At 68.0% G+C, this 23,307-nt stretch carries 20 protein-coding genes and 1 pseudogene; 11 read left to right on the top strand and 10 right to left on the bottom strand.

Annotated elements, in window-relative coordinates; all coding sequences use genetic code 11:
• The 3 genes and pseudogenes from ACE3QW_RS11685 to lepA all read left to right on the top strand — a co-directional run.
• Nucleotides 1-361, top strand: a pseudogene (locus ACE3QW_RS11685) (hypothetical protein); the annotation flags it as partial.
• The gene (locus ACE3QW_RS11680; protein ID WP_374251644.1) at nt 358-2,175 is read left to right on the top strand and encodes a heme biosynthesis protein HemY; all 1,818 of its coding nucleotides are present in this window, start codon (nt 358-360) and stop codon (nt 2,173-2,175) included. The pseudogene ACE3QW_RS11685 and the gene ACE3QW_RS11680, both read left to right, overlap by 4 nt.
• A gap of 365 nt (nt 2,176-2,540) precedes the next feature.
• A complete protein-coding gene (gene lepA / locus ACE3QW_RS11675) occupies nt 2,541-4,346 on the top strand; it encodes a translation elongation factor 4 (RefSeq protein ID WP_024281111.1) in 1,806 nt (601 codons plus the stop codon).
• A 9-nt stretch (nt 4,347-4,355) separates the two neighbouring features.
• On the opposite strand, the gene ACE3QW_RS11670 is transcribed toward lepA, so the two are convergent.
• Nucleotides 4,356-5,615 carry a PepSY-associated TM helix domain-containing protein gene (locus tag ACE3QW_RS11670; protein WP_374251643.1) on the bottom strand — a complete coding sequence of 420 codons (1,260 nt, stop codon included), beginning with the start codon at nt 5,613-5,615 and terminating at the stop codon, nt 4,356-4,358.
• Between the two features lie 5 nt (nt 5,616-5,620).
• The gene (locus tag ACE3QW_RS11665; RefSeq protein ID WP_374251642.1) at nt 5,621-7,681 is read right to left on the bottom strand and encodes a TonB-dependent siderophore receptor; all 2,061 of its coding nucleotides are present in this window, start codon (nt 7,679-7,681) and stop codon (nt 5,621-5,623) included.
• Between the two features lie 415 nt (nt 7,682-8,096).
• Here ACE3QW_RS11665 and glsA point away from each other — a divergent pair, with 415 nt between their 5' ends.
• Nucleotides 8,097-9,095: a glutaminase A gene (glsA, locus tag ACE3QW_RS11660; RefSeq protein ID WP_374251641.1), complete on the top strand. Its 999-nt coding sequence runs from the start codon at nt 8,097-8,099 to the stop codon at nt 9,093-9,095.
• A 56-nt stretch (nt 9,096-9,151) separates the two neighbouring features.
• Here the strand turns inward: glsA and ACE3QW_RS11655 are convergent, their stop codons facing one another.
• Nucleotides 9,152-9,706, bottom strand: a complete 555-nt coding sequence (locus ACE3QW_RS11655; RefSeq protein WP_245279315.1) for a hypothetical protein — start codon at nt 9,704-9,706, stop codon at nt 9,152-9,154.
• A gap of 303 nt (nt 9,707-10,009) precedes the next feature.
• Between ACE3QW_RS11655 and groES the strand changes: the two genes are divergently transcribed.
• Nucleotides 10,010-10,300, top strand: coding sequence for a co-chaperone GroES (groES, locus tag ACE3QW_RS11650; RefSeq protein ID WP_029556583.1), 291 nt, complete (start codon nt 10,010-10,012; stop codon nt 10,298-10,300).
• Between the two features lie 56 nt (nt 10,301-10,356).
• Nucleotides 10,357-12,003: a chaperonin GroEL gene (gene groL, locus ACE3QW_RS11645; RefSeq protein WP_029556584.1), complete on the top strand. Its 1,647-nt coding sequence runs from the start codon at nt 10,357-10,359 to the stop codon at nt 12,001-12,003.
• Nucleotides 12,004-12,451: 448 nt separating this feature from the next.
• On the opposite strand, the gene ACE3QW_RS11640 is transcribed toward groL, so the two are convergent.
• On the bottom strand, nt 12,452-13,975 hold the full coding sequence (locus ACE3QW_RS11640; protein ID WP_374251640.1) for a YdiU family protein: 1,524 nt from the start codon (nt 13,973-13,975) through the stop codon (nt 12,452-12,454).
• A gap of 207 nt (nt 13,976-14,182) precedes the next feature.
• On the bottom strand, nt 14,183-15,058 hold the full coding sequence (locus ACE3QW_RS11635) for a LysR substrate-binding domain-containing protein (protein WP_029556586.1): 876 nt from the start codon (nt 15,056-15,058) through the stop codon (nt 14,183-14,185).
• Nucleotides 15,059-15,165: 107 nt separating this feature from the next.
• Between ACE3QW_RS11635 and ACE3QW_RS11630 the strand changes: the two genes are divergently transcribed.
• Nucleotides 15,166-15,573 carry a 4-oxalocrotonate tautomerase family protein gene (locus ACE3QW_RS11630; protein ID WP_374251639.1) on the top strand — a complete coding sequence of 136 codons (408 nt, stop codon included), beginning with the start codon at nt 15,166-15,168 and terminating at the stop codon, nt 15,571-15,573.
• Nucleotides 15,574-15,660: 87 nt separating this feature from the next.
• Here the strand turns inward: ACE3QW_RS11630 and ACE3QW_RS11625 are convergent, their stop codons facing one another.
• Nucleotides 15,661-16,320, bottom strand: a complete 660-nt coding sequence (locus ACE3QW_RS11625; protein WP_029556588.1) for a DsbA family protein — start codon at nt 16,318-16,320, stop codon at nt 15,661-15,663.
• 248 nt (nt 16,321-16,568) lie between these two features.
• Nucleotides 16,569-17,063, bottom strand: a complete 495-nt coding sequence (locus tag ACE3QW_RS11620; protein WP_250164888.1) for a DUF721 domain-containing protein — start codon at nt 17,061-17,063, stop codon at nt 16,569-16,571.
• 86 nt (nt 17,064-17,149) lie between these two features.
• Here ACE3QW_RS11620 and mutY point away from each other — a divergent pair, with 86 nt between their 5' ends.
• Nucleotides 17,150-18,244: an A/G-specific adenine glycosylase gene (gene mutY, locus ACE3QW_RS11615; RefSeq protein ID WP_374251638.1), complete on the top strand. Its 1,095-nt coding sequence runs from the start codon at nt 17,150-17,152 to the stop codon at nt 18,242-18,244.
• 114 nt (nt 18,245-18,358) lie between these two features.
• Entirely contained in the window at nt 18,359-19,117 is a 759-nt protein-coding gene (locus tag ACE3QW_RS11610; RefSeq protein WP_374251637.1) for an outer membrane protein, read from the top strand.
• A gap of 1 nt (nt 19,118) precedes the next feature.
• On the opposite strand, the gene ACE3QW_RS11605 is transcribed toward ACE3QW_RS11610, so the two are convergent.
• Nucleotides 19,119-20,357: a site-specific DNA-methyltransferase gene (locus ACE3QW_RS11605; RefSeq protein ID WP_374251636.1), complete on the bottom strand. Its 1,239-nt coding sequence runs from the start codon at nt 20,355-20,357 to the stop codon at nt 19,119-19,121.
• Nucleotides 20,358-20,447: 90 nt separating this feature from the next.
• On the opposite strand from ACE3QW_RS11605, the gene ACE3QW_RS11600 reads away from it, so the two are divergent.
• Nucleotides 20,448-20,729, top strand: a complete 282-nt coding sequence (locus tag ACE3QW_RS11600) for a DUF2188 domain-containing protein (protein WP_374251635.1) — start codon at nt 20,448-20,450, stop codon at nt 20,727-20,729.
• 168 nt (nt 20,730-20,897) lie between these two features.
• On the top strand, nt 20,898-21,353 hold the full coding sequence (locus ACE3QW_RS11595; RefSeq protein WP_374251634.1) for a hypothetical protein: 456 nt from the start codon (nt 20,898-20,900) through the stop codon (nt 21,351-21,353).
• Between the two features lie 116 nt (nt 21,354-21,469).
• Here the strand turns inward: ACE3QW_RS11595 and ACE3QW_RS11590 are convergent, their stop codons facing one another.
• Nucleotides 21,470-22,159: a hypothetical protein gene (locus ACE3QW_RS11590; protein WP_374251633.1), complete on the bottom strand. Its 690-nt coding sequence runs from the start codon at nt 22,157-22,159 to the stop codon at nt 21,470-21,472.
• A complete protein-coding gene (locus ACE3QW_RS11585; RefSeq protein WP_374251632.1) occupies nt 22,156-23,280 on the bottom strand; it encodes an OpgC family protein in 1,125 nt (374 codons plus the stop codon). The genes ACE3QW_RS11590 and ACE3QW_RS11585 overlap by 4 nt, the downstream gene beginning before the upstream one ends.
• Between the last annotated feature and the right edge of the window lie 27 nt (nt 23,281-23,307).

Here is a 23,307-nt window from a genome sequence, read left to right as displayed (position 1 = left end):
CGCGCTCGCCGCCCGCCTCGCCCAGGAAGGGGCCGCCGCCCTCGGCGCCGCCGCGCCCGCCCCGGCGAATACCAGCGCTTCGCTGATGGACCGGCTGATGTCCTCGGCCGAAAACCTCGTGAAGGTGCGCCCCGCCACCGGCCCCGGCTCGGTGGATTCGGAAGGGCTCCTCGGCACCGCCGTCACCCAGGTGCGCGCCGGCCAGCTCGACGAGGCCCTGAAGACGTTGAAACAGCTGCCCGACAGCGTGCAGCTGCGCCTCGCCGTCCTCCGCGACATCGAGGCGCGGGCCGCCGCGGTCAAGGCCGCCGGATCTCTTTTCCAGCAGCAGCTGGCTGCCATTTCGGGGAAGGTGCCGTGATCCGCCTCGTCCTGCTCCTGATCCTCCTCGCCGCCGCCGCCTTCGGCGTCTCCTGGCTCGCCGACCGGCCGGGCGAGATCGCCGTGGTGTGGGAGGGCTGGCGGGTGGAAACCACCGTGCCGGTGGCCCTCGCGGTCATCGCTGTGGTCTCCGGCGTGCTGCTGCTGCTGTGGCGGCTGCTCTCGCTGCTCGTCCGCTCGCCCAAGCTGATCGCTGCCTTCTCCCGCCGTCGCAAGCGCGAGAAGGGCTGGCAGGCGGTGTCGCGCGGCCTGCTCGCGGTGGGCATCGGCGACAATGCCGCCGTCCGGCAGGCGCGCCATGACGCCGCGCGGCTCCTGCCGCACGAGCCTTTGACCCATCTCCTCACCGCCCAGGCCGCCCAGCTCGACGGCAAGCCGGAGGTGGCCATCGCCGCCTTCCGCGCCATGGTGGACGATCCCTCCACCCGCCTGCTCGGCCTGCGCGGCCTGCACATGGAAGCCCGCAAGGCCGGCGACAAGGCCGCCGCCTATGCCATCGCCGAGGAGGCCGCCTCCGCCGCTCCGACGCTCGGCTGGGCCGCCGATGCGGTGATCGAGGCGCGCTGCGCCGCCGGGGACTATGCCGGCGCCCGCACGGTTCTCGAACGCCAGATGGCGCAGAAGGGCATCGACAAGGCCCAGTACAAGCGCCGCCGCGCCGTACTGCTGGCCGCCGAGGCCATTGCGCTGGAACAGACCGACCCGCTGGTCGCCCGCGAGAAGGCGGTGGAGGCGGTGCGCCTCGCCCCCACTCTTGTGCCCGCCGCCGCCTGCGCCGGCCGCCTGCTGGGCGCCGCCGGGGAATTGCGCAAGGCAGCGAAGATCGTCGAGACGGCGTTCGCCGCCAACCCGCACCCGGAACTCGCCGACGTGGAAGCCTATCTGCGCCCCGGCGATGCGGCCCTCGACAGGCTCAAGCGCATCCGCACCCTCGCCAACAAGGCGCCCTCCCAGCGGGAAAGCGCCATCGCGCTCGCCCGTGCGGCCATCGATGCGCAGGAATTCCGTCAGGCCCGCCTCGTGCTGGAGCCGCTGCTGGACGATCCCAGCCAGCGCGTCTGCCTGCTGATGGCGGAGCTGGAAGCGGCCGAGCATGCCGATATCGGCAAGGCCCGCGAGTGGACCGCCCGCGCCGTGCGCGCCAATCGCGATCCCGCCTGGATCGCCGATGGCGTGGTCTCCGACCGCTGGGCGCCGGTGTCGCCGGTGTCCGGCCGGCTCGACGCCTTCGTGTGGGAGGTACCGCCCGGCGTCTCCGCGACCCCGATCCTGGAGCACGAGGCGGAGCGGGTGAAGGCGGCCATCGCCGCCGTCCGCGCCAGCGAGGACGCCAAGTTCGCCGAGCAGAAGAAGATCGCGGAGCAGAAGCTGGCCGAGGAGAAGCTGGCCGAGCTGAAGGCCGTGGAGACGAAGGCGGCGGAGACTGCTGCGGCGGAGGCTGCGGCCCCCGGAGCGGCGGTGGTGGTGGCCGAGGCGCCCGTGCCGCTTGAGCCCGTCGCCGCCGGTGCGGCCCCCGCATCGAAAATCACCGACCCCAAAATGCCCGATCCCAAGGCCGGCAAGGCCGCGGAGCCGGTGCCGGTCATCCTCGCTCCGCCCGCCGGCAATGGCGCGGACAGTGCCCGCGCCCGGGCGAGGCAGAACGGCAAGCCCGAGACCGGCAGGCCCGAGAACGCAAAGAAGGCCGACGCCATCGTCGCCCTGCCGCCTTTGCCTGATGATCCCGGCCCCGAGGCGGACGCGACGGAGGAGCCGGACCCCAGCTCCAAGTCCCGCCGCCTGATGGGGCTGTGAGCGGCCTTTTCCCTTCTCCCCTCGCGGGAGAAGGTGGCGAGCGGCGCAGCCGCGTGACGGATGAGGGGGCTGGCTCAGGTCCTCACAATACGGGATGGGCGGAGAAACACCCCTCACCCCAACCCTCTCCCGCAAGGGGAGAGGGGGCGCTGACGGGGAGTCTGGCACTCTCATTCTGATCGGGAATGAACCACCCTTCCTTCTCCCCTTTCAGGAGAAGGTGGCACGTGGCGTGAGCCGCGTGACGGATGAGGGGATGCCTGGGTTCCTCGCAACCTGCGGGCAAAGGGCAGGGGATACCCTCCGCGCGACCCTAATCGCGCCTTCGCCTTGTGGCCGCCCCGCGCCGATGCTATGCGGCGCGGATGACCGCCAGCGCCCAGAAGCACATCCGCAACTTCTCCATCGTCGCCCATATCGACCACGGGAAGTCGACCCTCGCCGACCGCCTGATCCAGATCACCGGCGGGCTCTCCGAGCGCGAGATGACGGAGCAGGTGCTCGACAGCATGGATATCGAGCGCGAGCGCGGCATCACCATCAAGGCGCAGACGGTCCGCCTCTCCTACAAGGCCAAGGACGGCGAGACCTACGTCCTCAACCTCATCGACACCCCCGGCCATGTGGATTTCGCCTATGAGGTGAACCGCTCGCTCGCCGCCGTGGAGGGCTCGCTTCTGGTGGTGGACGCCTCCCAGGGCGTGGAGGCGCAGACGCTCGCCAACGTCTACCAGGCCATCGACAACAACCACGACATCGTGCCGGTCCTCAACAAGGTGGACCTGCCCGCCGCCGAGCCGGAGAAGGTGAAGGCGCAGATCGAGGACGTGATCGGCCTCGACGCGTCGGACGCCATCGGCATCTCCGCCAAGACCGGCCTCAATGTCGATCAGGTGCTGGAAGCCATCGTCACCCGCCTGCCGCCCCCCATGGGCGACCGCGATGCGCCGCTGAAGGCGCTGCTGGTGGACTCTTGGTACGACACCTATCTCGGCGTCGTGGTGCTGGTGCGCATCATCGACGGCGTGCTCAAGAAGGGCCAGCGCATCAAGATGATGGCCGCCGACGCCACCTATGACGTGGACCGGGTGGGCGTGTTCACCCCCAAGATGGTGGTGCTGAACGAGCTGGGACCGGGCGAGATCGGCTTCCTCAACGGCTCCATCAAGGAAGTGGCGGACACCCGCGTCGGCGACACCATCACCGAGGAGAAGCGCCCCTGCGCGGAGATGCTGCCGGGCTTCAAGCCGGCGCAGCCGGTGGTGTTCTGCGGCCTGTTCCCGGTGGATGCGGCCCAGTTCGAGGATCTGCGCGCCGCCATGGGCAAGCTGCGCCTCAACGACGCCAGCTTCTCCTTCGAGATGGAGACCTCGGCCGCGCTCGGCTTCGGCTTCCGCTGCGGCTTCCTCGGGCTCTTGCACCTGGAGATCATCCAGGAGCGGCTGGAGCGCGAGTTCAACCTCGATCTCATCGCCACTGCTCCCTCGGTCATCTACCAGATCGAGATGACGGACGGCACCACCATCGACCTGCACAACCCGGCCGACATGCCGGACGTGGTGAAGATCGAGGAGATCCACGAGCCGTGGATCCGCGCCACCATCCTCACCCCGGACGATTATCTCGGCAGCGTGCTCAAGCTGTGCCAGGACCGGCGCGGCAACCAGATCGAGCTGACCTATGTGGGCGCGCGCGCCATGGTCACCTATGACCTGCCGCTGAACGAGGTGGTGTTCGATTTCTACGACCGGCTGAAGTCCATCTCCAAGGGCTACGCCTCGTTCGACTACCAGATCACCGAATACCGCCCCGGCGACCTCGTGAAGATGTCCATCCTCGTCAATGCCGAGCCGGTGGACGCCCTCTCCATGCTGGTCCACCGCACGCGGGCCGAGGCGCGCGGCCGGGTGATGTGCGAGAAGCTGAAGGACCTCATCCCCCAGCACCTCTTCAACATCCCCATCCAGGCCGCCATCGGCGCCAAGATCATCGCCCGCGAGACCATCAAGGCCCTGCGCAAGGACGTGACCGCCAAGTGCTACGGCGGCGACATCACCAGAAAGCGCAAGCTTCTGGACAAGCAGAAGGAAGGCAAGAAGAAGATGCGCCAGTTCGGCAAGGTGGAGATTCCGCAGGAAGCCTTCATCGCCGCGCTGAAGATGGACGAGTGAGCAGGGGGCTCACTCCGCCGGCATCACCCTGGTCCGGGCGGCGGCGGCCTTCGCCTTCCCCTTCCGGCCCACGCGCCCCTTGCGCTTCATCCACCACACCGCGACGCCGGTGATGGCGAGGCCGGCGATCACCACGCCCATCACCGCGATGATGATGCGCCCGGTGAGGCCGAAGATGCGGCCGGAATGGATGGGGAACTGGAGCTGGAGGAACACATCCCCGGCCGAGCCCACGCCCGGCAGGTTGGCGCTCCTGAAGGCGCCCGTCGCGCCGTCGAAATAGAGCCAGCGCGTGTCCATGGGATCGTCGTGGTCGCCGAAGGCGACGCCGAACACGCCGTAATGGGGCGAGTAGAAGATCTCGCTCGCCGGCTCCTGCCAGCCACGGGCTCGCGCCTCCTTGAGCCCCGCCTCCAGCACCGTGTCGAACGGCAGGGTGCGCTCGCGCAGGGGCGCCAGCGGGGCGCCGGAGAAGGGGGTGGGCGTGAGCTTCGAGAACAGCCCCACCACCGGCTCCACCACCTCCTGCCGCAGGTTCATCGCCACCGAGGAGAGCGCGAGGGCGATCAGCACCACGAACAGCCAGAGCCCGGCCGCGCGGTGCCAGTCGAGGTTCAGGCGGAAGGCGCTGCCGCCCTTGATGGTGAAGGCGGGGCGCCATTTGGCAAGGAACGGCCGGCCGCGCGGCAGGGTGAGCGCGAAGCCGACGAAGCCGTCCACCAGCCACAGCAGCGCCACCACCCCCATGAACAGCACGCCATAGACGCCCGGCAGGCTGAGGTTGTGGTGGAACTCGTAGAGGAAGGGCATCACCTTCAGCGCGGAGAAGCAGCAGGCGCCCCACAGGCGCGCGGCCAGCACCTCGCCGCTCACCGGGTCCACCTGGAAGCTGTCGGCGGGGATGTCCATGGCCTCGCCGGTGGCGGGATCGATGGGGCCCATGGCGGCGACATCCGCCGGATGACCGGCCGGCGCCAGCGCCATGTACCAGACCCGCCCGTCGGGATGGCGGGCCTCCACCGCCCGCGCCAGCGCGTCCGGCGAGAGCGGCGTGCCCACCGCCGTGGCGCGGTAGGCCGAGGGGTTCAGCCACTCGTCCAGCTCGTGGTGGAAGGCGAGCACGCTGCCGGTCAGCCCGGCGATCACCAGGAACAGCGCGGTGGAGAGGCCGAGGATGCGGTGCGCCCACACCAGAGCCGGCCGCAGGCTGAAGGGTTTGGCGGGCACAGGCTTGGCTGCTGCGGGCTTGGCCGGCGCCGTCTTCGTCACGGCGCTCACCAGCGATAGCGCACGGAGGCGATCACCGAGCGTCCCTGCTGCCAGTACCAATAGCCCTCGTTCAGCAGCGCGTTCTGCTGGCCGAAGATGTTCTTGCCGTTCAGCTGGAACTTCCAATTGTCCTTTTCGTAATAGAGCGCGGCGTCGACCGGATATTGCGCGCCGTTCTTGTAGAGATTGTTGGTATCCGACCAGAACGGGCCGATGTACCGGATGCCGGCGCCCACGCCGAAGCCCTTCCAGTCACCGTCCTGCACCGTGTACTTGGCCCAGAGCGAGGCGATGTGCGCCGGCATGTTGGGCGGCGTGTTGCCGATGGTGGGCCGGTCGAGGCTGTTGATGATCTCGCCCTGGGTGAAGGTGTAGGCGGCGGTGAGGTCCAGCCCCTGCGCCAGCTCCACCAGCGCCTCCGCCTCGAAGCCGCGCACGCGGACATTGCCCACCGGGAGATAGAAGAAGCTCACCGGGTCCGGCACCGCGTAATTGTTCTGGGTGATCTGGTAGGCGGAGAGGGTGAAGAAGCTGCGCCCGCCGGTGGGCTGGTACTTCACGCCCGCCTCGTACTGTTCGCCGCTGGAGGGCTCCAGCAACTGGCCGCTCTGGTCCACGTTGATGGAGGGCAGGAAGGAGGTAGCGTAGCTCACATAAGGCGAGACGCCGTTCTCGAACGCATAGAGCAGGCCCGCCTGCCAGGTGAAGGCCTGGTCGTCGCGGTTGGCGGTGTCGATGCCGAAGCTGCTCTGGGTGGTGGAGGCGAAATCCTGCCGCCCGCCGATGAGGAAGCGCCAGCCGTTGCCGAACGCCATCTGGTCCTGGAGATAGAGCCCCACCTGGTTGAGGCCCGCGCCGTCGCGCGAGGTGATGGCCGGCATCACGAGGAGGTTGGGCACGTCGGGGTTGAAGATGTTCACGTCCCCCGCCGGCCCGTCGCCCATGCCGTAGGAGCTGTCCAGCCAGAGATAGTCCACGCCGCCCAGCACCTTGTGCTCGACGGGGCCGGTGGTGAACTTGGCCTGCAGCTGGTTGTCGGCCTGGAAGCTGTTGACGGTCTCCACGTAGTTGGTCGCCGTCATGGAGATGAGCGGCCCGTTGACCACGCCATTGGCGTCCATCCACATGCTGTGGTTGTCGATATGGCCGTAGCGGACGTTCTGCTTGGCGCTCCACACGTCGTTGAAGGCGTGCTCCAGCTGGTAGCCGATCTGCTCCTGCGTCTGCTGGATGGCGTTGTACGTGGTCCCCATGGGGATCTTCGTGAGCTGGGTCGGGGTCTGCCAGTACTGGGTGTTCGAGGGCGTGCGGCTGTCCAGCACGCTGCCGAGGATGGTGAGGCGCGTGGTGTCGTTCTGGAACGTCACCGAGGGCGCGAGGAACAGGGCGTTGTTGGTGCTGTAGCTCACCGTGCCGTCGGCGGCGCGGGCGACGCCGGTGAGGCGGTAGAGCACGCTGCCGTCCGTCGTGGCGCGGCCGCCCACGTCGAACGCGGCCTGCGACCAGGCGGGATCGCCGAGCTGGCCTTCCACTTCCGCGAAGGGCGTGTCCACCGGCATCTTGGAGATGCGGTTGATGAGGCCGCCCGGCACCGTCTGGCCGTAGAGCACGCTGGCGGGCCCCTTGATCACGTCGATGCGTTCGAGGCCGTAGGTCTCGGTGCGCCAGGAGGCGAAATTGGCGCTGGGCTGGGCGAGGCTGTCGCGGAAATTGCCGCGCGCCGACACCGAGAAGCCGCGGATGTAGATGTCGTCGAAGCGCGGATCATAGCCATAGGAGCCGGTGAGCACGCCGGCCGTGTAGGAGACGGCGTCCACCACGTTCTGGACGCCCCGGTCGTCCATCTCCTGCCGCGTGACCACGGAGACGGAACGTGGCGTGTCGATGAGTGGGGTGTCGGTCTTGGTGCCGGCGCCGGAGCGGGTCGCCACATAGCCGTCCACCGGCCCCCAGGCGGTCTCGGCCACGCCCTCCACCGTTACCGTGGGCAGGGCGACGGATGGCGCCGCCTCCTGCGCCCGCGCCGTGCCCAAGGCGAAGGGCGCGACCAGGGCCGAAGAGACCAACAGGGATTTGGCTGTAACCGCAAGTGTCGAGAAGGGCCCCGCCGCGTGACTATGCCGGCTTGCGCCACCGGATTGGCCGTTGTTTCGACGGCGGGGCCGGGGCGGAGAGACTGTATAAACGGACATTTCGGGCTCGGGGCAATTGGGACTACTTTATGATCTTTTATTAATCAGATACCGCTGGGGCAATAAGTAGGGTGGCATCGTGGGTAATATTGGATCGCCTACAAACGATAACGCTTCTGATCTGTGGACTGGTTTGAAATAGACTAATTCCAGTCAGGTTCTTTTCCTCCTTATGGCGCAAAGCACTGGGCGCGTCGGATCGGTCCGCCGTGGCACAGCTTGTGCTTCGCTCGCCGGGACGGCCCCGCGGACCCGTGGTCCAGGTGCGCGGCCGGCAAGGGGGATAAAGATGGATACGAGCCCGCACGCGGCTCCCGCCGCGCCGGTCGGCCACGGGCTTCAGACGGTGGTGCGCCACACCTATGAGCGCACCCGCGCCGACACCTCCGGCGCGCTCGCCGACTACATTCCCGAACTGGCGCGGGTGGACCCGGACCGCTTCGGCATCGCCGCCGTGTCGGTGGAGGGGGAGGTGGTCTCGGTGGGGGATGCCGACGTGGCGTTCACCATCCAGTCGATTTCGAAGGCATTTGCCTTCTGTCTCGCCCTCGAGGTGGCGGGCCGCGACAAGGTGCTTTCCCGCGTCGGGGTGGAGCCCTCGGGGGATGCCTTCAACGCCATCGTCTTCGATGCCAAGACCAACCGGCCCTTCAACCCCATGGTGAATGCCGGGGCCATCACCGTGTCCGGCCTGCTGGTGGAGCATCTCGGCGCCGAGGCGCTGGAGTTCGTGCTGGATCGCTTTTCAGCGGCGGCGGGGCGGCGGCTCGCGGTGGACGAGGCGGTGTTCCGCTCGGAGGCGGAAACGGCCCACCGCAACCGCGGCATCGCCCACCTCCTCACCAGCGCCGGCGCGCTCACCGCCGGGGTGGACGCGACGCTGGACCTCTATTTCCGCCAGTGCTCCATTCTGGTGACGGCCAGCGACCTCGCCCGCATGGGGGCGACACTGGCCAATATCGGCGAGAACCCGCTCACCGGCACGACGGCCTTTGCGGTGGACGCGGTGCGCGCCACGCTGGCCGTGATGTTCACCTGCGGGATGTACAATTTCGCCGGCAACTGGGCGTTCGATGTGGGCGTGCCGGCCAAGAGCGGGGTGGGCGGCGGCATCCTCGGGGTGGTCAACCGCCAGCTCGGCATCGCCACCTATTCACCGCGGCTCGACGGGCGGGGCAATTCCGTGCGCGGCATCGCCGCCTTCCGGGAACTGGCCGAGGAACTGGGCCTGCACGTCTTCGACCCCACCAACCGGGGGTCGGCCATGCTCAGCGCCCTCGGGCGCTGAGCCATGCTTTGGTTTTTTGCCGCCTTCGGGCGGTGAGGGGCGCGCGGCCCCTCAGGTCACGAGCAGCGCACGTAGACCATGGTGCCGTAGCGCTTGGCCACTTCCGGATCGACGAACTTCAGCACCAGGATGTTGCCGTCGAAGCGCACCACCTGACGGTCGCGCTCGCCGCCGGCCGGGTCATCCGGCGGGCCGATGTAGACCGGGCCGTTGCCCACCTGCTTCGACACCAGCTCGGTGAGCTTGTTGTCGTCGGCGAGGTACATCATCACGCCGCCATTGGTGCCGGCGGTAATAACATACGGCTGGTTGCCGCAGGAAGCCTTGGCCTGGGCCTCGGTGCGGGTGGCGTCGTCCGGCCGGTGATAGGCGGCGAGGCCCCAGCGGCCGACGAGGCGGTCGGGCGGGATCGGGCTGGTAAAGACCGGGCGCGCGGCCGGCGGGGGCGCGGAAGGGGTGGTCTCGCAGCCGGCGAGGCCGAGGGCCAGCACGGCAAGGGCAGCGCCGGCCAGCGCGGCGCGCGGCCGCCCGAAGGCCGTCCATCCGAACGCGGACCGCCCGAACGCAGATCGCTCGAAAGCAGACTTGGATCCCGCAACCATCTTCGTCATGTGCTTTCCGAGGCCTCCCGCCGCCTGGAACAAGAATGCGACCACCCAGGCAGTCGCCTGACCATAAAGGCTTGCGCCGTCGACGTCGATGCCGTCCGCATCGCCCCCGCCCGCCGTCAAGCCTCAGCTCCTGAACAGCTTATCCCACGGCTCGTTACCGCTTTGCTAGCCCACCGATTGCTGCAGCGCGCCTTGACGTTCGCCGGGCGCGCCCTTATCTCCGCGACGAGCTTGGCACTCTTCATTCGGGAGTGCCAGAACGGCGGGCCAAGGCTCGCGCTCCCCCCGAAGAGGTAACGACCCATGTCCTTCCGTCCTCTGCACGACCGCGTGGTCGTCAAGCGCATCGAAGCCGAGCAGAAGACCGCCGGCGGCATCATCATCCCCGACACCGCCAAGGAAAAGCCCCAGGAGGGCGAGGTGATCGCGGTGGGCGCCGGTGCCCGTGACGAGAGCGGCAAGCTCGTCCCGCTCGACGTGAAGGCCGGCGACCGCGTGCTGTTCGGCAAGTGGTCCGGCACCGAGGTCAAGATCGACGGCCAGGACCTGCTCATCATGAAGGAAAGCGACATCCTCGGCGTCATCGCCAAGTGACTTGTCGTCCGCGCTTCTGAGCCGGTCCACCGAAACAGAATCACAAGGAGGCCGTTATGGCTGCCAAAGAAGTAAAGTTCTCCTCGGACGCGCGCGAGAAGCTGCTGCGCGGCGTCGACATCCTCGCCAATGCGGTGAAGGTGACCCTCGGCCCCAAGGGCCGCAACGTGGTCATCGAGAAGAGCTTCGGCGCCCCCCGCATCACCAAGGACGGTGTGTCGGTGGCCAAGGAGATCGAGCTCGAGGACAAGTTCGAGAACCTCGGCGCGCAGCTGGTGCGTGAGGTCGCCTCCAAGACCAACGACCTCGCTGGCGACGGCACCACCACCGCCACCGTTCTGGCCCAGGCCATCGTGAAGGAAGGCGCCAAGTCGGTCGCCGCCGGCATGAACCCGATGGACCTGAAGCGCGGCATCGACCTCGCCGTCGCCGCGGCCATCGCCGACATCCGCGCCCGCGCCAAGAAGGTCTCCTCCTCCGCCGAAGTGGCGCAGGTCGGCACCATCTCCGCCAACGGCGATGCCTCCATCGGCGAGATGATCGCCGGCGCCATGCAGCGCGTGGGCAACGAAGGCGTCATCACCGTCGAGGAAGCCAAGACCGCCGAGACCGAGCTCGAAGTGGTTGAAGGCATGCAGTTCGACCGCGGCTATCTCTCTCCCTATTTCATCACGAATGCGGAGAAGATGATCGCTGACCTGGAAGAGCCCTTCCTGCTGATCTTCGACAAGAAGCTCTCCGGCCTCCAGCCGATCCTGCCGGTCCTCGAGGCCGTGGTGCAGACCGGCCGTCCCCTCGTCATCATCGCCGAGGACGTGGAAGGCGAGGCGCTCGCCACCCTCGTGGTCAACAAGCTGCGCGGCGGCCTGAAGGTCGCGGCCGTGAAGGCTCCCGGCTTCGGTGATCGCCGCAAGGCGATGCTCGAGGATATCGCCATCCTCACCGGCGGCACCGTGATCTCCGAGGATCTCGGCATCAAGCTCGAGAACGTCACCATCGCCCAGCTCGGCCGCGCCAAGAAGGTCATCCTCGAGAAGGAAAAGACCACGATCGTGGACGGCGTCGGCGAGAAGGCCGACATCGAGGCCCGCGTGAACCAGATCAAGGCGCAGATCGAGGAGACCTCCTCGGACTACGACCGCGAGAAGCTCCAGGAGCGTCTGGCCAAGCTCGCGGGCGGCGTCGCGGTGATCCGCGTCGGCGGCTCGACCGAGGTCGAGGTGAAGGAGAAGAAGGACCGCGTTGACGACGCGCTCAACGCCACCCGCGCTGCGGTGGAAGAGGGCATCGTCCCCGGCGGCGGTGTCGCCCTGCTCCGCGCCAAGGCGGCGGTGGAGAAGGTCACCTCCGACAACGCCGACATCAAGGCCGGCATCAAGATCGTCCTGCGCGCCCTTGAGGCCCCCATCCGCCAGATCGCCGAGAATTCCGGCGTGGAAGGCTCCATCGTGGTGGGCAAGGTGCAGGAGTCCAACGATCCGTCCTTCGGCTTCAACGCCCAGACGGAAGAGTATGTGGACATGATCGCCGCCGGCATCGTCGATCCGGCCAAGGTCGTGCGCACCGCCCTCCAGGACGCCGCCTCCATCGCGGCCCTGATCGTCACCACCGAGGCGCTCGTCGCCGAGCTTCCCAAGCGCGACTCCGGCATGCCCTCCATGCCCGGCGGCGGCATGGGCGGCATGGGTGGCATGGACTTCTGATCCATCTTCCCATTCGGGAATTGGGAGAGGGCGCGGCTTCGGCCGCGCCCTTTTCTTTTGCCGGTTCCCCGGACAAGCGACACCGAAGGTGGAGCGCTGATCCGGGGGCCAGCGCGAAACTTCCGCGAAGCGGGCAACGCCTGAGAGCGCCGGGGTAAAGAAGCGCCTTCGGCGAACTCTTGCGCTGGGTCCCGGCTCGCATTCCGCTGACGCTGCATGCGTCCGGGACGCGAGGGCGGGACGGGATGTCGCCGCCGGTTCCCCGGACAAGCGACGGCGCAGCCGGAGCGCGGATCCGGGGGCCAGCGCACGAGTTCCCGCGCAGCGGGGCAATGCTTGAGAGCGCTGGGGCCGGAAGCGCCTACGGCGGCCCTTTGCGCTGGGCCCCGGCTCGCATTCCGCTCACGCTCCATGCGTCCGGGGCGCGAGGACTGTCCACATCACCCCCTCACGTCCCGCAGAACGTCCGATACCCCTCCATGGCCGGCGGCAGCCCCGCATAGGCGGCGAAGTCGGGCTGATCCGCATAGGGCCGCGCCAGCACCGCGTTCAGCTGCTCGAAGGGGCCAAGGTCGCCGCGCTCGATGGCGGCGGCGATGACCTCTTCCACCAGATGGTTGCGGGGGATGAAGAGCGGGTTCACCGCATCCATCCCGGCGCGGATGTCGGCGCCGGACCGGCCGGTTTCGGCAAGGCGCGCGCGCCAGCGTTCGGCCCAGGTGTCGAAGGCTGGCCGGTCGAGGAACAGGTCGCGCACCGGGCCCCCCGCGTCCGCATCCTCCGCCAGCGCGCCGAGGCGGCGGAAGGTGAGGGTGAAGTCGGCCCTGGAGCCGATCATCACGTTGAGAAGGTCATGGGCGAGGGCCACATCCGCTTCGCTTGCCTCCGGCAGGCCGATCTTGGCGGCAAGCCCGGCGTGATAGGCCGCATAGAAGCGCTTGGGGAAGGTGCCCAGCGCCGCGTTGGCGGCGGCGATGGCGGCCTCCCGGTCGTCCCCCAAAGAAGGCGTCATGATCGGTATGAGGCATTCGGCGAAGCGGGCGAGGTTCCAGTGGGCGATGTCCGGCTGGTTGCCATAGGCATAGCGGCCCATCTCGTCGATGGAGGAGAAGACCGTGTTGGGGTCGTAGGCGTCCATGAAGGCGCAGGGGCCGTAATCGATGGTCTCGCCCGACACCGACATGTTGTCCGTGTTCATCACCCCGTGGATGAAGCCGACGCACAGCCAGCGCGCCACCAGCGCCGCCTGCCGGCCGATCACGCCGTCGAGCAGGGCGAGATAGGGCGTCTCCGCCCCCTTAAGGTCGGGATAGTGGCGGGCGATGGTGTAGTCGGCGAGCTGCTTCACCGCGTCGAACGCCTTGCGGGAGGCGAAGAACTGGAAGGTGCCGATGCGGATGTGGCTCGCCGCCACCCGCGCCAGCACGCCGCCGGGCAGGGCGCGATCGCGCACCACGCGCTCGCCGGTGGTGACGGCCGCCAGCGCCCGCGTGGTGGGAATGCCCAGCGCCGCCATGGCTTCGCTGACGATGTATTCGCGCAGCACCGGCCCGAGCGCCGCGCGCCCGTCGCCCCGGCGGGAGAAGGGGGTGGGGCCGGAGCCCTTCAATTGGATGTCGCGGCGCAGCCCGTCCCTTCCCACCACCTCGCCCAGCAGGATGGCGCGGCCATCCCCCAGCTGCGGCGAGAAATGGCCGAACTGGTGCCCGGCATAAGCGAGCGCGATGGGCTCCGCCCCCTCCGGCACCGCAAGGCCGGCGAAAACCGCCACGCCTTCGGGGGTCGCAAGGTGTGCGGGGTCGAGGCCCAGCAGCTCGGCGAGGGCGGTGTTGACCTTCACAAGGGCCGGCGCCTCCACCGGAGTGGGGAGAACGGGCGCATAGAAGCCGGCGAGGTCGCGGGCATAGGAATTGTCGAACGGGAAGGCAGGGGACGCCTTCAGGGGCGGCTGTGGGGTGGCGCTGGTGGTCATTGGGGGCAATCTCCGCCGGGCTCGAAAAGGGGCAGTCCCGGACCGAACGATCAGAAAAGGGTGCCGGGTTCGTCCCGGCCTGTCCAGTTGGGGCGAGTTATGCGTTGCCTTCGCTCAATCGCCGCGCGGGGTTTTTGTGCTGCCTTCGCTCAGGCGCCGCGCGGGCCTTGGGGGCGTTGCCCTCGCTCAGTCGCCGCGCGGGCTGGGTCACGCCACCGCGTACAACGGATGCTCGCGCCGCAATTCTTCCTGCAGCACCTCTTCCACCTTCTGGAGCGCCGGGGGGCGTACGCCGGGGCGGGTGTAGAGCAGGAATTCCATGTCCGGCAGCGCCGCGCGGTCGAGGTCGGCAACGATGGCGAGGTCGGGCCTGAGCGCCCGCGGCGAGCGCACGGTGACGCCCATGCCCGCCCCCACCGCCGCCATCAGGCCCGGCAGGCTGGGGCTGGTGAAGGCGATGCGGAACGGCCGCCCGGCGGCATTCAGCGCAGCGATGGCGGCCGTGCGGCAGGAGCACGGGTGCTCGAACAGCACGAGGGGCACCGGCGCCTCCCGGTCGAGGCGAAGATGGCGCGCGGCGATCCACACCATGGATTCGCGCAGCAGCAGGGAGGCGGGCAATTCGCTCTCGCTGCGAAAGCCCACGGCCACGTCCAGCTCCTCGGCCCGCAGCATGTCGAGCATGGTGGATGTGGTGCACACCCGCACCGTGATGGGCGCCTGTGGGAAGCTCGCGGAAAGCCGGTAGAGGATGCGCTGGAGCACCTGCTCGCCCACGTCCTGCACGAAGCCCAGGCGCAGCGGCTGAGCGAAGGCGCCGTGGACGTGCTGGGTGAGGATGCGGTCGTTGAGATCGAGCAGGCGCCGCGCATCCTCCAGGAAGGCGGCGCCGCGCAGGGTGGGGGACACCGCCCGCCCGCGCCGCTCCAGAAGGGAGAAACCCACCGCCTCGGCGAGCCGGTCCATCTGGAGGCTCACCGCGGACTGGCTGCGTCCGACCTTCCGCGCCGCCGCGGAGATGGAGCCGAGATCGGCCACGGCGGCGAAGCTGCGGATGAGGTCGAGGTCGAGATTGCGGATCATGATATGAGATTAGCAAATCTCTGGAATTTTAGAATTCAATTTTTCTCATGGATTTGGGCGGCCTACAAGAAGCCATCGCTGCACCGATCGCAGCCCTGGAGGAAGAAATGCCCATCCTGAACGTGAAGCTGTCCGGCGCCCCGGACGACGCCCTCGCGGCGAATGTCGCCGCCACCTTGTCCGGTCTCACCGCCCGCATCCTGCGCAAGGACCCGAAGGTGACGGCGGTGGCCGTCTCCTTCGTCCCGGCCGAGCACTGGTTCGTGGGCGGGGAGGCGCTGTCGGCGAAGGGGCGGACGTCCTTCTCCCTCGACATCCTCGTGGTGGACGGCACCAACACCAAGGACGAGAAGGGCGCCTATCTGGAAGCCGTCTTCGCCGCCATGTCCGGCCTGCTGCCGGATCTGGACGAGGAGAGCTACATCCTCGTGCGCGAGGTGAAGGCCGATGCCTATGGCTATGGCGGGCGCACGCAGGAAAGCCGCTATGTGGAGAGGAAGCTCCGGGCGGCGTGAAAGCCCGCGCGGCGCCTGAGCGTCAGCAACACGCAAATCAAAAGGGCCGGCGCAGCGCACCGGCCCTTCTAGATCAGGCTGGCGAACTTACTTGCCGGCGAGCAGCGGCGCCAGTTCCTTGTCCCATTCGGCGATGCCGAGGGCGCCGGAGACCTTCTTGCCATTGATGAAGAAGGTGGGGGTCGCGTTCACGCCCAGCTCCTTGTTGGCGTAGAGGGCGCTTTCCTGCACCTTCTCGCCGAGCTGCTGGTCGGTGAGGCACTTCTCGAAATCGGCCTGGCTCATGCCGGCCTGCTTGGCCACGGCGAGGAGGCCGGCGGCCGGATCGGTGCTATAGGCCCAGGTCTTCTGCGTCTCGAACAGGGTCGAGACCATGGGGAAATATTTGTCCTCGGGCATGCAGCGGGCGAGCATGAAGGCGGCCGTGGCCACCGGCTCGAACGGGAATTCGCGGAAGATGAAGCGCACCTTGCCGGTGTCGATGTACTTCTTCTTCAGCTCCGGAAAGGTGCCGGTGTGGAAGGCGGCGCAGTGGCTGCAGGTCATCGAGGCATATTCGATGACCGTGACCGGCGCCGTGGCGCTGCCCAGCGCCTTCTCCGGCAGCGGGCTCGCCTCGGGGGCGATCAGCTTGGCCTGCTCCACGGTCTGGGCCGCGGCGGGATCGAAGGAGAGCGGCAGGCCGAGCCCGGCCGCCAGCGCGGCGAGACCTGCGGTGACCAGGAAACGGCGGCGATCGACAATCATGGACATCTCCGAATGGTCCGGCGGCTGGCGACCGGGCTTCCCCGGGCTTTCCTGGGCTTGCCTGGTCTTGGCCGCATCGCCGGTTCCGTTAGGGCATCAGAACGGGAAACGGGAACAGTCCGGCACCGCACCGCCGAACCTGCAGAAGAGCCTTCGCGCTCTATCATGTCGCCCTTATGGCGGGAAAGGCCCGCGCCGCGCGCCCGAGATAACGGACGGGTGAACGCCGGCCGGTCAGCACCCGCCCCCTAGCCGCCGCGCTGCTCGCGCCGCACCAGCGCGCCGAGCTTTGCGAGCGACTCGGCCAGCGCCTCGTCCTCGAAGGTGCCGATCTCGTGTCGCACGGCGGCGATGGTCGCCTTGTCCGGTTTCGGCGGCACGGGTGGCGGCGCGTGGCGCTGGGGCACCGGGCCCTGGCGCAGGGTGAGGCGGCCGACGCAGCGCCAGCCGAAATAGGCGTTGATTCGCTCCACCACGATGCCGGCGGCATATTGCAGCTCGATGGCGTAGGCGCCTTCCACCCGCACCACGAGGGTGGCCGCCGCTCCGTCCTCCCGCGGCCATTGCAGCTTGAGGGGGATGCAGCGGGGCGCAAGGTCCGGGCCGACGATCTCGTCCCAGTGGGTCACCACCTCCACCACCGAGAAGCCGGCGCGGCCGCACAGGTCGCTGATCCCCGGCGCCACGAAATCGGCGAGGGGGCGCGGGCCTCGGTAGCGGCGGGTGAAGTTGGACCTGTTCAAGGCGTCTCCGGCGGACGGACGGGATGGTGGGGCGACGGGGCACCGAACCCCTTGCCCCGGCACGCGGGCGCGGCCACCTTGGCCGCATGACATCCTCCCCCGCCGCACGCGCGGCCGCAAGCGGTGCCCGAAATTCCAGATCCGGAACCCCGGCCCCTTCGGCGCTCCTCGCCTGGTACGACCGCCACCGCCGCCGCCTGCCCTGGCGGGCCGAGCCGGGCCGGACGGCGGACCCCTACCACGTCTTCCTCTCCGAGATCATGCTCCAGCAGACCACGGTGAAGGCGGTGGGGCCGTATTTCACCGGCTTCCTCGCCCGCTGGCCCACGGTCTCGCATCTGGCCGCCGCGCCGCTGGAGGAGGTGCTCTCCGCCTGGGCGGGGCTCGGCTATTACGCCCGCGCCCGCAACCTGCACGCCTGCGCGCAGGCGGTGGTGGCGCGCCATGGCGGGCGCTTCCCGGACGACGAGGCGGCGCTGCTCGACCTGCCCGGCATCGGCCCCTACACGGCGGCGGCCATCGCTTCCATCGCCTTCGACCTCAAGGCGAGCCCGGTGGACGGCAATATCGAGCGCGTCGTCTCAAGGCTTTATCGGGTGGCCGAGCCTTTGCCCGGCGCCAAGCCGCGAATCAAGGCGCTGGCCGCCGCACTGACGCCGGCGCAGCGCCCCGGCGATTTCGCGCAGGCGATGATGGATCTCGGCGCCACCATCTGCACGCCGCGCTCGCCCGCCTGCTCGCTCTGCCCGTGGATGGAGCCGTGCGAGGCGCGGGCGGCGGGGGATGCGGCACTCTATCCGGTAAAGGCGCCCAAGGGCGACAAGCCGAAGCGGGAGGGCGTCGCCTTTCTCGCCGTTCGGGCGGATGGCGCGGTGCTGCTGCGCACCCGGCCGGACAAGGGGCTCTTGGCGAAGATGACGGAGGTGCCCTCCACCCCCTGGGGCCCGAAGCCGGAGGCGCCGGAGAGCCACGCACCGCTCAAGGCGCGCTGGCGGGCGCTGCCCGGCGTGGTGGAGCACGTCTTCACCCATTTCGCGCTGACGCTGAAGGTGCTGCGCGCCGATCTCCCCGCTGGAGCGCCCGCGCCGGAGGGGCACCGCTGGGTGCGGCCGGAGGGGTTCGATGCGGAGGCGCTGCCCTCGGTCATGCGCAAGGTGCTCGCGCATCTCGACGATCAATGAGACGCGACAGGCGGAGGGTACTTGCATAGGGCATCATGAGCCTCGTAAAGCTAAGCTCGTGTTTGCGGGCACTGGGGGCAGAAAATGCGGTTCGGACTGGCTATTGCGGCCGTGATGGCAACATGCGCACCGGTGTGCGCGGCAGATCTTGCGGTGAAGGCGCCGGCGCCTGCGGCGGCCGCCGCGCCACTCTCCTGGCAGGGCTTCTATGCGGGCGTGACCGCCGGCGCGGTGATCGATGCCTCCACCGTCACGCCTCAGCTCGGCGGCACCTTCCTGCAGTCCGATCCCGTGAAGCATGCGATCCAGTATGAGACGGCGTTGGGCGGCTCCTCCACCGGCTTCAGCGCCGGAGCGACCATCGGCTACAATTGGCAGTGGAACGCGGTGGTGGCCGGCCTCGAGGCCGATTTCGCCTATGCCGACCGGAGCCAGTCGGGGAGCGAAATCCTCCCCTCGCTGGTCAATCCCGGCCAGTTCATCGTCAAGGACTATGCGCTGACCGGCGACTGGTTCGGCACGGTGCGGGCTCGGCTCGGCTATGCGGTGGGGGCGACGCTGCTCTATGCCACCGGCGGCCTCGCTTTCGGCGATGGGGGCACGAACCTTTTCATCGGCGGCGCCAACGGCGCGCAATATGCGTGGGCCGGTTCGTCCTCCTCCACCCGCTGGGGCTGGACCGTGGGCGGCGGCGCGGAGACGCGCATCGACGCCCATTGGTCGGTGAAGGCGGAATATCTCTATGTGAACCTTGGCAGCAGCACCTTCCCGCTTGCCAACAGCCCGGCCAACCCGGTGCCGGAGTTCGTCATCGCCGCATCGTCGGACACCGCCTTCAACGTCGTCCGCGCGGGGGTGAACTACCGCTTCTGAGCTATTCGGCGGCGATGCCCATCTCGGCGCGCAGGCGGGCGCGCAGGATGTCGATGGGGTGGCGGCGGCCAGCTTCTTCCACGTGCCAGAAGGTCCAGCCGTTGCAGGCCTCCGCCCCCTGGGCGAGGGCACCGACGCGGTGGATGGAGCCCACATTGGGGCTGTCGGCGAGGGAAATGGTGCCATCCGCCCGCACCACGGCGCGGAAGCGGCCCTTGGCGTCGGTGAGTTCGGCGCCGGGGGTGACGAGGCCGCGCTCCACCAGGGCGGAGAAGGCGACACGCGGCGCCTCCCGCGCGCTCGGCGGGGCGACCAGCGCCTCTTCCGACAGCGGCTCCACGGCATCGATGCGCGCGCGCGCCGCATCGGCATAGGTCTCTTCGCGCTCGATGCCGATGAAGGACCGGCGCAGGCGCTTCGCCACCGCGCCCGTCGTGCCCGAGCCGAAGAAGGGGTCTAGCACCACGTCGCCGGGCTTGGTGGAGGACAGCAGCACGCGGGCGAGCAGCGCCTCGGGCTTCTGGGTGGGATGGAGCTTGCGACCCTTCTCGTCCTTCAGCCGCTCTTGCCCGGTGCAGAGCGGGAAGAGCCAGTCGGAGCGCACCTGCACATCCTCGTTGCCGGCTTTGAGCGCCTCGTAATTGAAGGTGTATTTCGAATCGGCGCTGCGGGCGGCCCAGATCAGGGTCTCGTGCGCATTGGTGAAGCGCCGGCCCCGGAAGTTGGGCATGGGGTTCGCCTTGCGCCAAATGATGTCGTTGAGGATCCAGAAGCCCAGATCCTGCATCAGCGCGCCGACGCGGAAGATGTTGTGATAGGAGCCGATGACGAAGAGCGTGCCGTTGGGCTTCAGCGCCCGCCGCGCGGCCAGCAGCCAGGCGCGGGTGAAGGCATCATAGGCCGCGAAGCTCTCGAACTGGTCCCAATGGTCGTCCACCGCGTCCACGCGGCTTTCGTCCGGCCTCTTCAGCTCGCCACCGAGCTGGAGGTTGTAGGGCGGATCGGCAAAGACGAGATCCACCGAGCCGGCGGGCAGGGCCGCCATGCGGGCGATGGTGTCGCCGATCAGAATTTCATTGAGGGGGAGAGCACGGTCCGAAACCGCTCCCGCAGGAGCCGCTCCCGAAGAAGCCGCCTTCCTTGGCGCGGCCGGTGGGGCCGCCAAGGGGGCGATTGCGGGATACTCCGGACGACATTGACGCGCCGTCCGCCCGGCCGCCCCCTTGGCCACACTACGCATGACGCAACCCTACGCAACGCTTACTCACGATCGTGAGAATGGCGGCAATGGGTTAAGGGCGGGTGAAGGGGAGGGCATTGGCGGAATCATATGCCTAAGCTATATTCAGGGCTCGTGAATGACCTGACACGAAAGCGATGCCGGATGACTACGAAGAAAGGTCAGCATGTTGTTCCCAGCGGCGAGCGTTGGAGCGTTCGGCGGACGGGAGCTTCGCGCGCATCGGGAACCTACGATACGCAGCAAGAAGCGATTGATAAGGCCCGCGCACTGGCTCGCAATCAACAAACAGAACTGTATATTCACGGCCGCGACGGACGCATCCGCGAACGCAGCTCTTTCGGCTCTGACCCGGTCCCGCCGAAAGGGTGACGCTTGCCTCCTCGGCCCTTTGATCGCTGCGTATTTGTCAATTGCCCGTTTGACAAGGACTATGAGCCTATCTTGCAGGCGGTTCTTTTTGCAGTTCTATACCTACGATTTTATCCAAGGCTGGCGACCGAGCGATCTGACTCGGCAGAGATAAGGTTGGATAAAATCGTGAGCCTCATGGAGGCCTCAAAGTATTCCATCCATGACCTGAGCAGATGTCAGGCCGCCACAGAAGGCGAGCACTTCAGGCTCAATATGCCATTTGAGCTAGGAATAGACTATGGCTGCCGAAAATATTTCGGACAGGGTCGAGAAGATAAAAAGATTTTGATTCTGGAAGAAAGGCCGTATCGCTATCAAGCTGCTCTTTCGGATATCGCGGGCTGGGATATCGCCAGCCATAACGCGAACTTTGAAACGGCAGTCCGGAAGGTGCGCAATTGGCTGGTTGCGGAAGCCGGTGCCGAGAGTGTTGGGGCGAGCAAGATCCTAGGCGCTTACGCCGATTTTCAGGCTTGGTATTATGAGGAGCAGCTTAGGAAGGGCTTCTCGGAAGAGGATATACAAGACTATCCAACGAGCGAACTGCTCCATGAGATGATCGAGTGGATCGAAATGCCATGACCGAAATACAATGACTTCTTTGTCGTACCACTTCTAATTGACGTGTCCGCTCTTACCGCGGTCATACTGACGACGAGCGACGACACCGGGAAAAGTTGAGACCGAACCGCCCCCGCTCAGCGTGTCACGGCCTTCACGATCGCCTCGGCGACCAGCTCCGCCATGCAGGCGCGGCCCTCGGCCGGGGAGCGGGCGGAGGACTGGAGATAGGAGGTGGCACCGTATTGCTGCACCACGTTCATGCGCTCCCGGTCCGACACCGCGTCGATCTGCTTCACGATGCGGCCGTAGAGGTGCTCGTGGTCCACGCCCGGCACGAAGGGCGGGTCGATGAGCACGAGGTCGATGTTGCGTCCGCGCAGCCAGTCGGCGGCCTGCTCCAGCGTGTGGGCGAAGCTCTCGGGATCGGTGGCGGCAAGGGCATCGGCGGTGCCCACCTGCCAGATGATGAGATCCGGCGCCACCCGTTCCACGGCGGAGCGGATGCGGCCGAAATCATCCCGTGCGAGGCCCTGCGTCGCCCCCTCGTCGATGATGGTGAAGGTGATGTTCGGCAGGCGGTTGCTCAGCTCCGTCTCGAGCCGGCTGCGCTTCTTGTCCGACAGCGCCTGACGGTCGGGCTGGGGGCCGATCATCAGGATGCGCACGGGGGCCGAGCGATCCACCAGCCGCTCGGTGCGGACGAGATCGCTGTCGAAGGCGAGGAAGATGTCCGGCACCCGGCAGGCGCTGGAGATCGTGGCCCCGGCCGCGAGCGGGCACAGCAGGAGCCAGACGGAAAGAAAAGCGCCGCCCGCGCGCCTCACGGCCCGGGCGCGAGCGCCACGGCCGGTGAAGCCGGGACCGGCGCCGCCTGCTGCGCCGGGGCGCGATCGCGGCGCTGCCATTCGAGTGCCCATGCGAGGGACCACTGGAGCGAGAAACCTGCGGCAACGATTAGCAAATCCACGGCCAGCGCGCCATCGGCGAGGGGGCGCACCACCTGCGCGCCGAGGCTGAGCACGGTGCCGAGGCTGAACACCGGCAGCGCATGCCGGCCCATGAGGATGAGCGGCGCGGCCGACGCGCTCTTCTTCAGCCACGCTTCCAGCGGCAGGCGCGACACGCAATAGGCCAGCGCCAGTACGTGCAGCAGGCGCGGCAGCGCGAGGTTGGTCTTGTCGAAATCCCACAGGAAGGGCGGCACGGGGGAGAGGTCCGCCGTCATCGGATAGCCGTTGACCGCCCACACCAGCGCCACCAGCAGATAGAGCGGCGCGGCGACATCCAGCACCCGGTGGGCGGCGGAGCGCAGGCCGCGATCCATCAGCGCGCCGATCACGAGGCCGCAGGTGAAGAGCAGCTGCCACGCCAGCGGATTGAAGAACCAGCCCCCCGCCCCCGGCCACACCGGCAAGGCGAGGTCAGCGAGCTGGGTGACGAGATAGAGCGTGAGCGAGGCCGCAAGGGCAAGGCCAAGGCTGCGCCGCGCCAGCAGCAGCAGGATCGGCGCCAGCAGCAGGAGGCCCACATAAAGCGGCAGGATGTTGAGATAGCCCGGCTGGTAGGTGAGCAGCCCGATGCCCACGAGGGATTCCAGCGGATATTGCGGGATGATGTCGAGGTGCATCCATTCGAGCATGCGCTCGTCACCCGTGAGCACCACGAAGCCGCCCACCACCACCACAGACATCACCACCAGCACCAGATGGGCGGCATAGAGCGTGAAGGCGCGCATCCACACCCGCGCCGTGGTGCGCACGCGCTCGCCGGCGGAGAAGGGCCTGAGATAGGCGAAGGCGGCGGAGATGCCGGCGAGGAAGACGAACAGTTCCGCCGCGTCCGAGAAGCCGAAGTTGCGATAGGTGAAGCCGCCGAAGACGTGGCCGGGAATATGGTTGATGAAGATTGTCAGCAGGGCGAAGCCCCGCCAGAAATCGATGCTCACCAATCGTTGCCCGGTCTGCGACACGTC

It is taken from the genome of Xanthobacter sp., from assembly GCF_041911315.1.
GTDB classification, from domain to species: Bacteria; Pseudomonadota; Alphaproteobacteria; order Rhizobiales; family Xanthobacteraceae; genus Xanthobacter; species Xanthobacter aminoxidans.
Note: the sequence above shows the minus strand (reverse complement) of the source record. Positions and strands in the feature narration are given on the sequence as shown.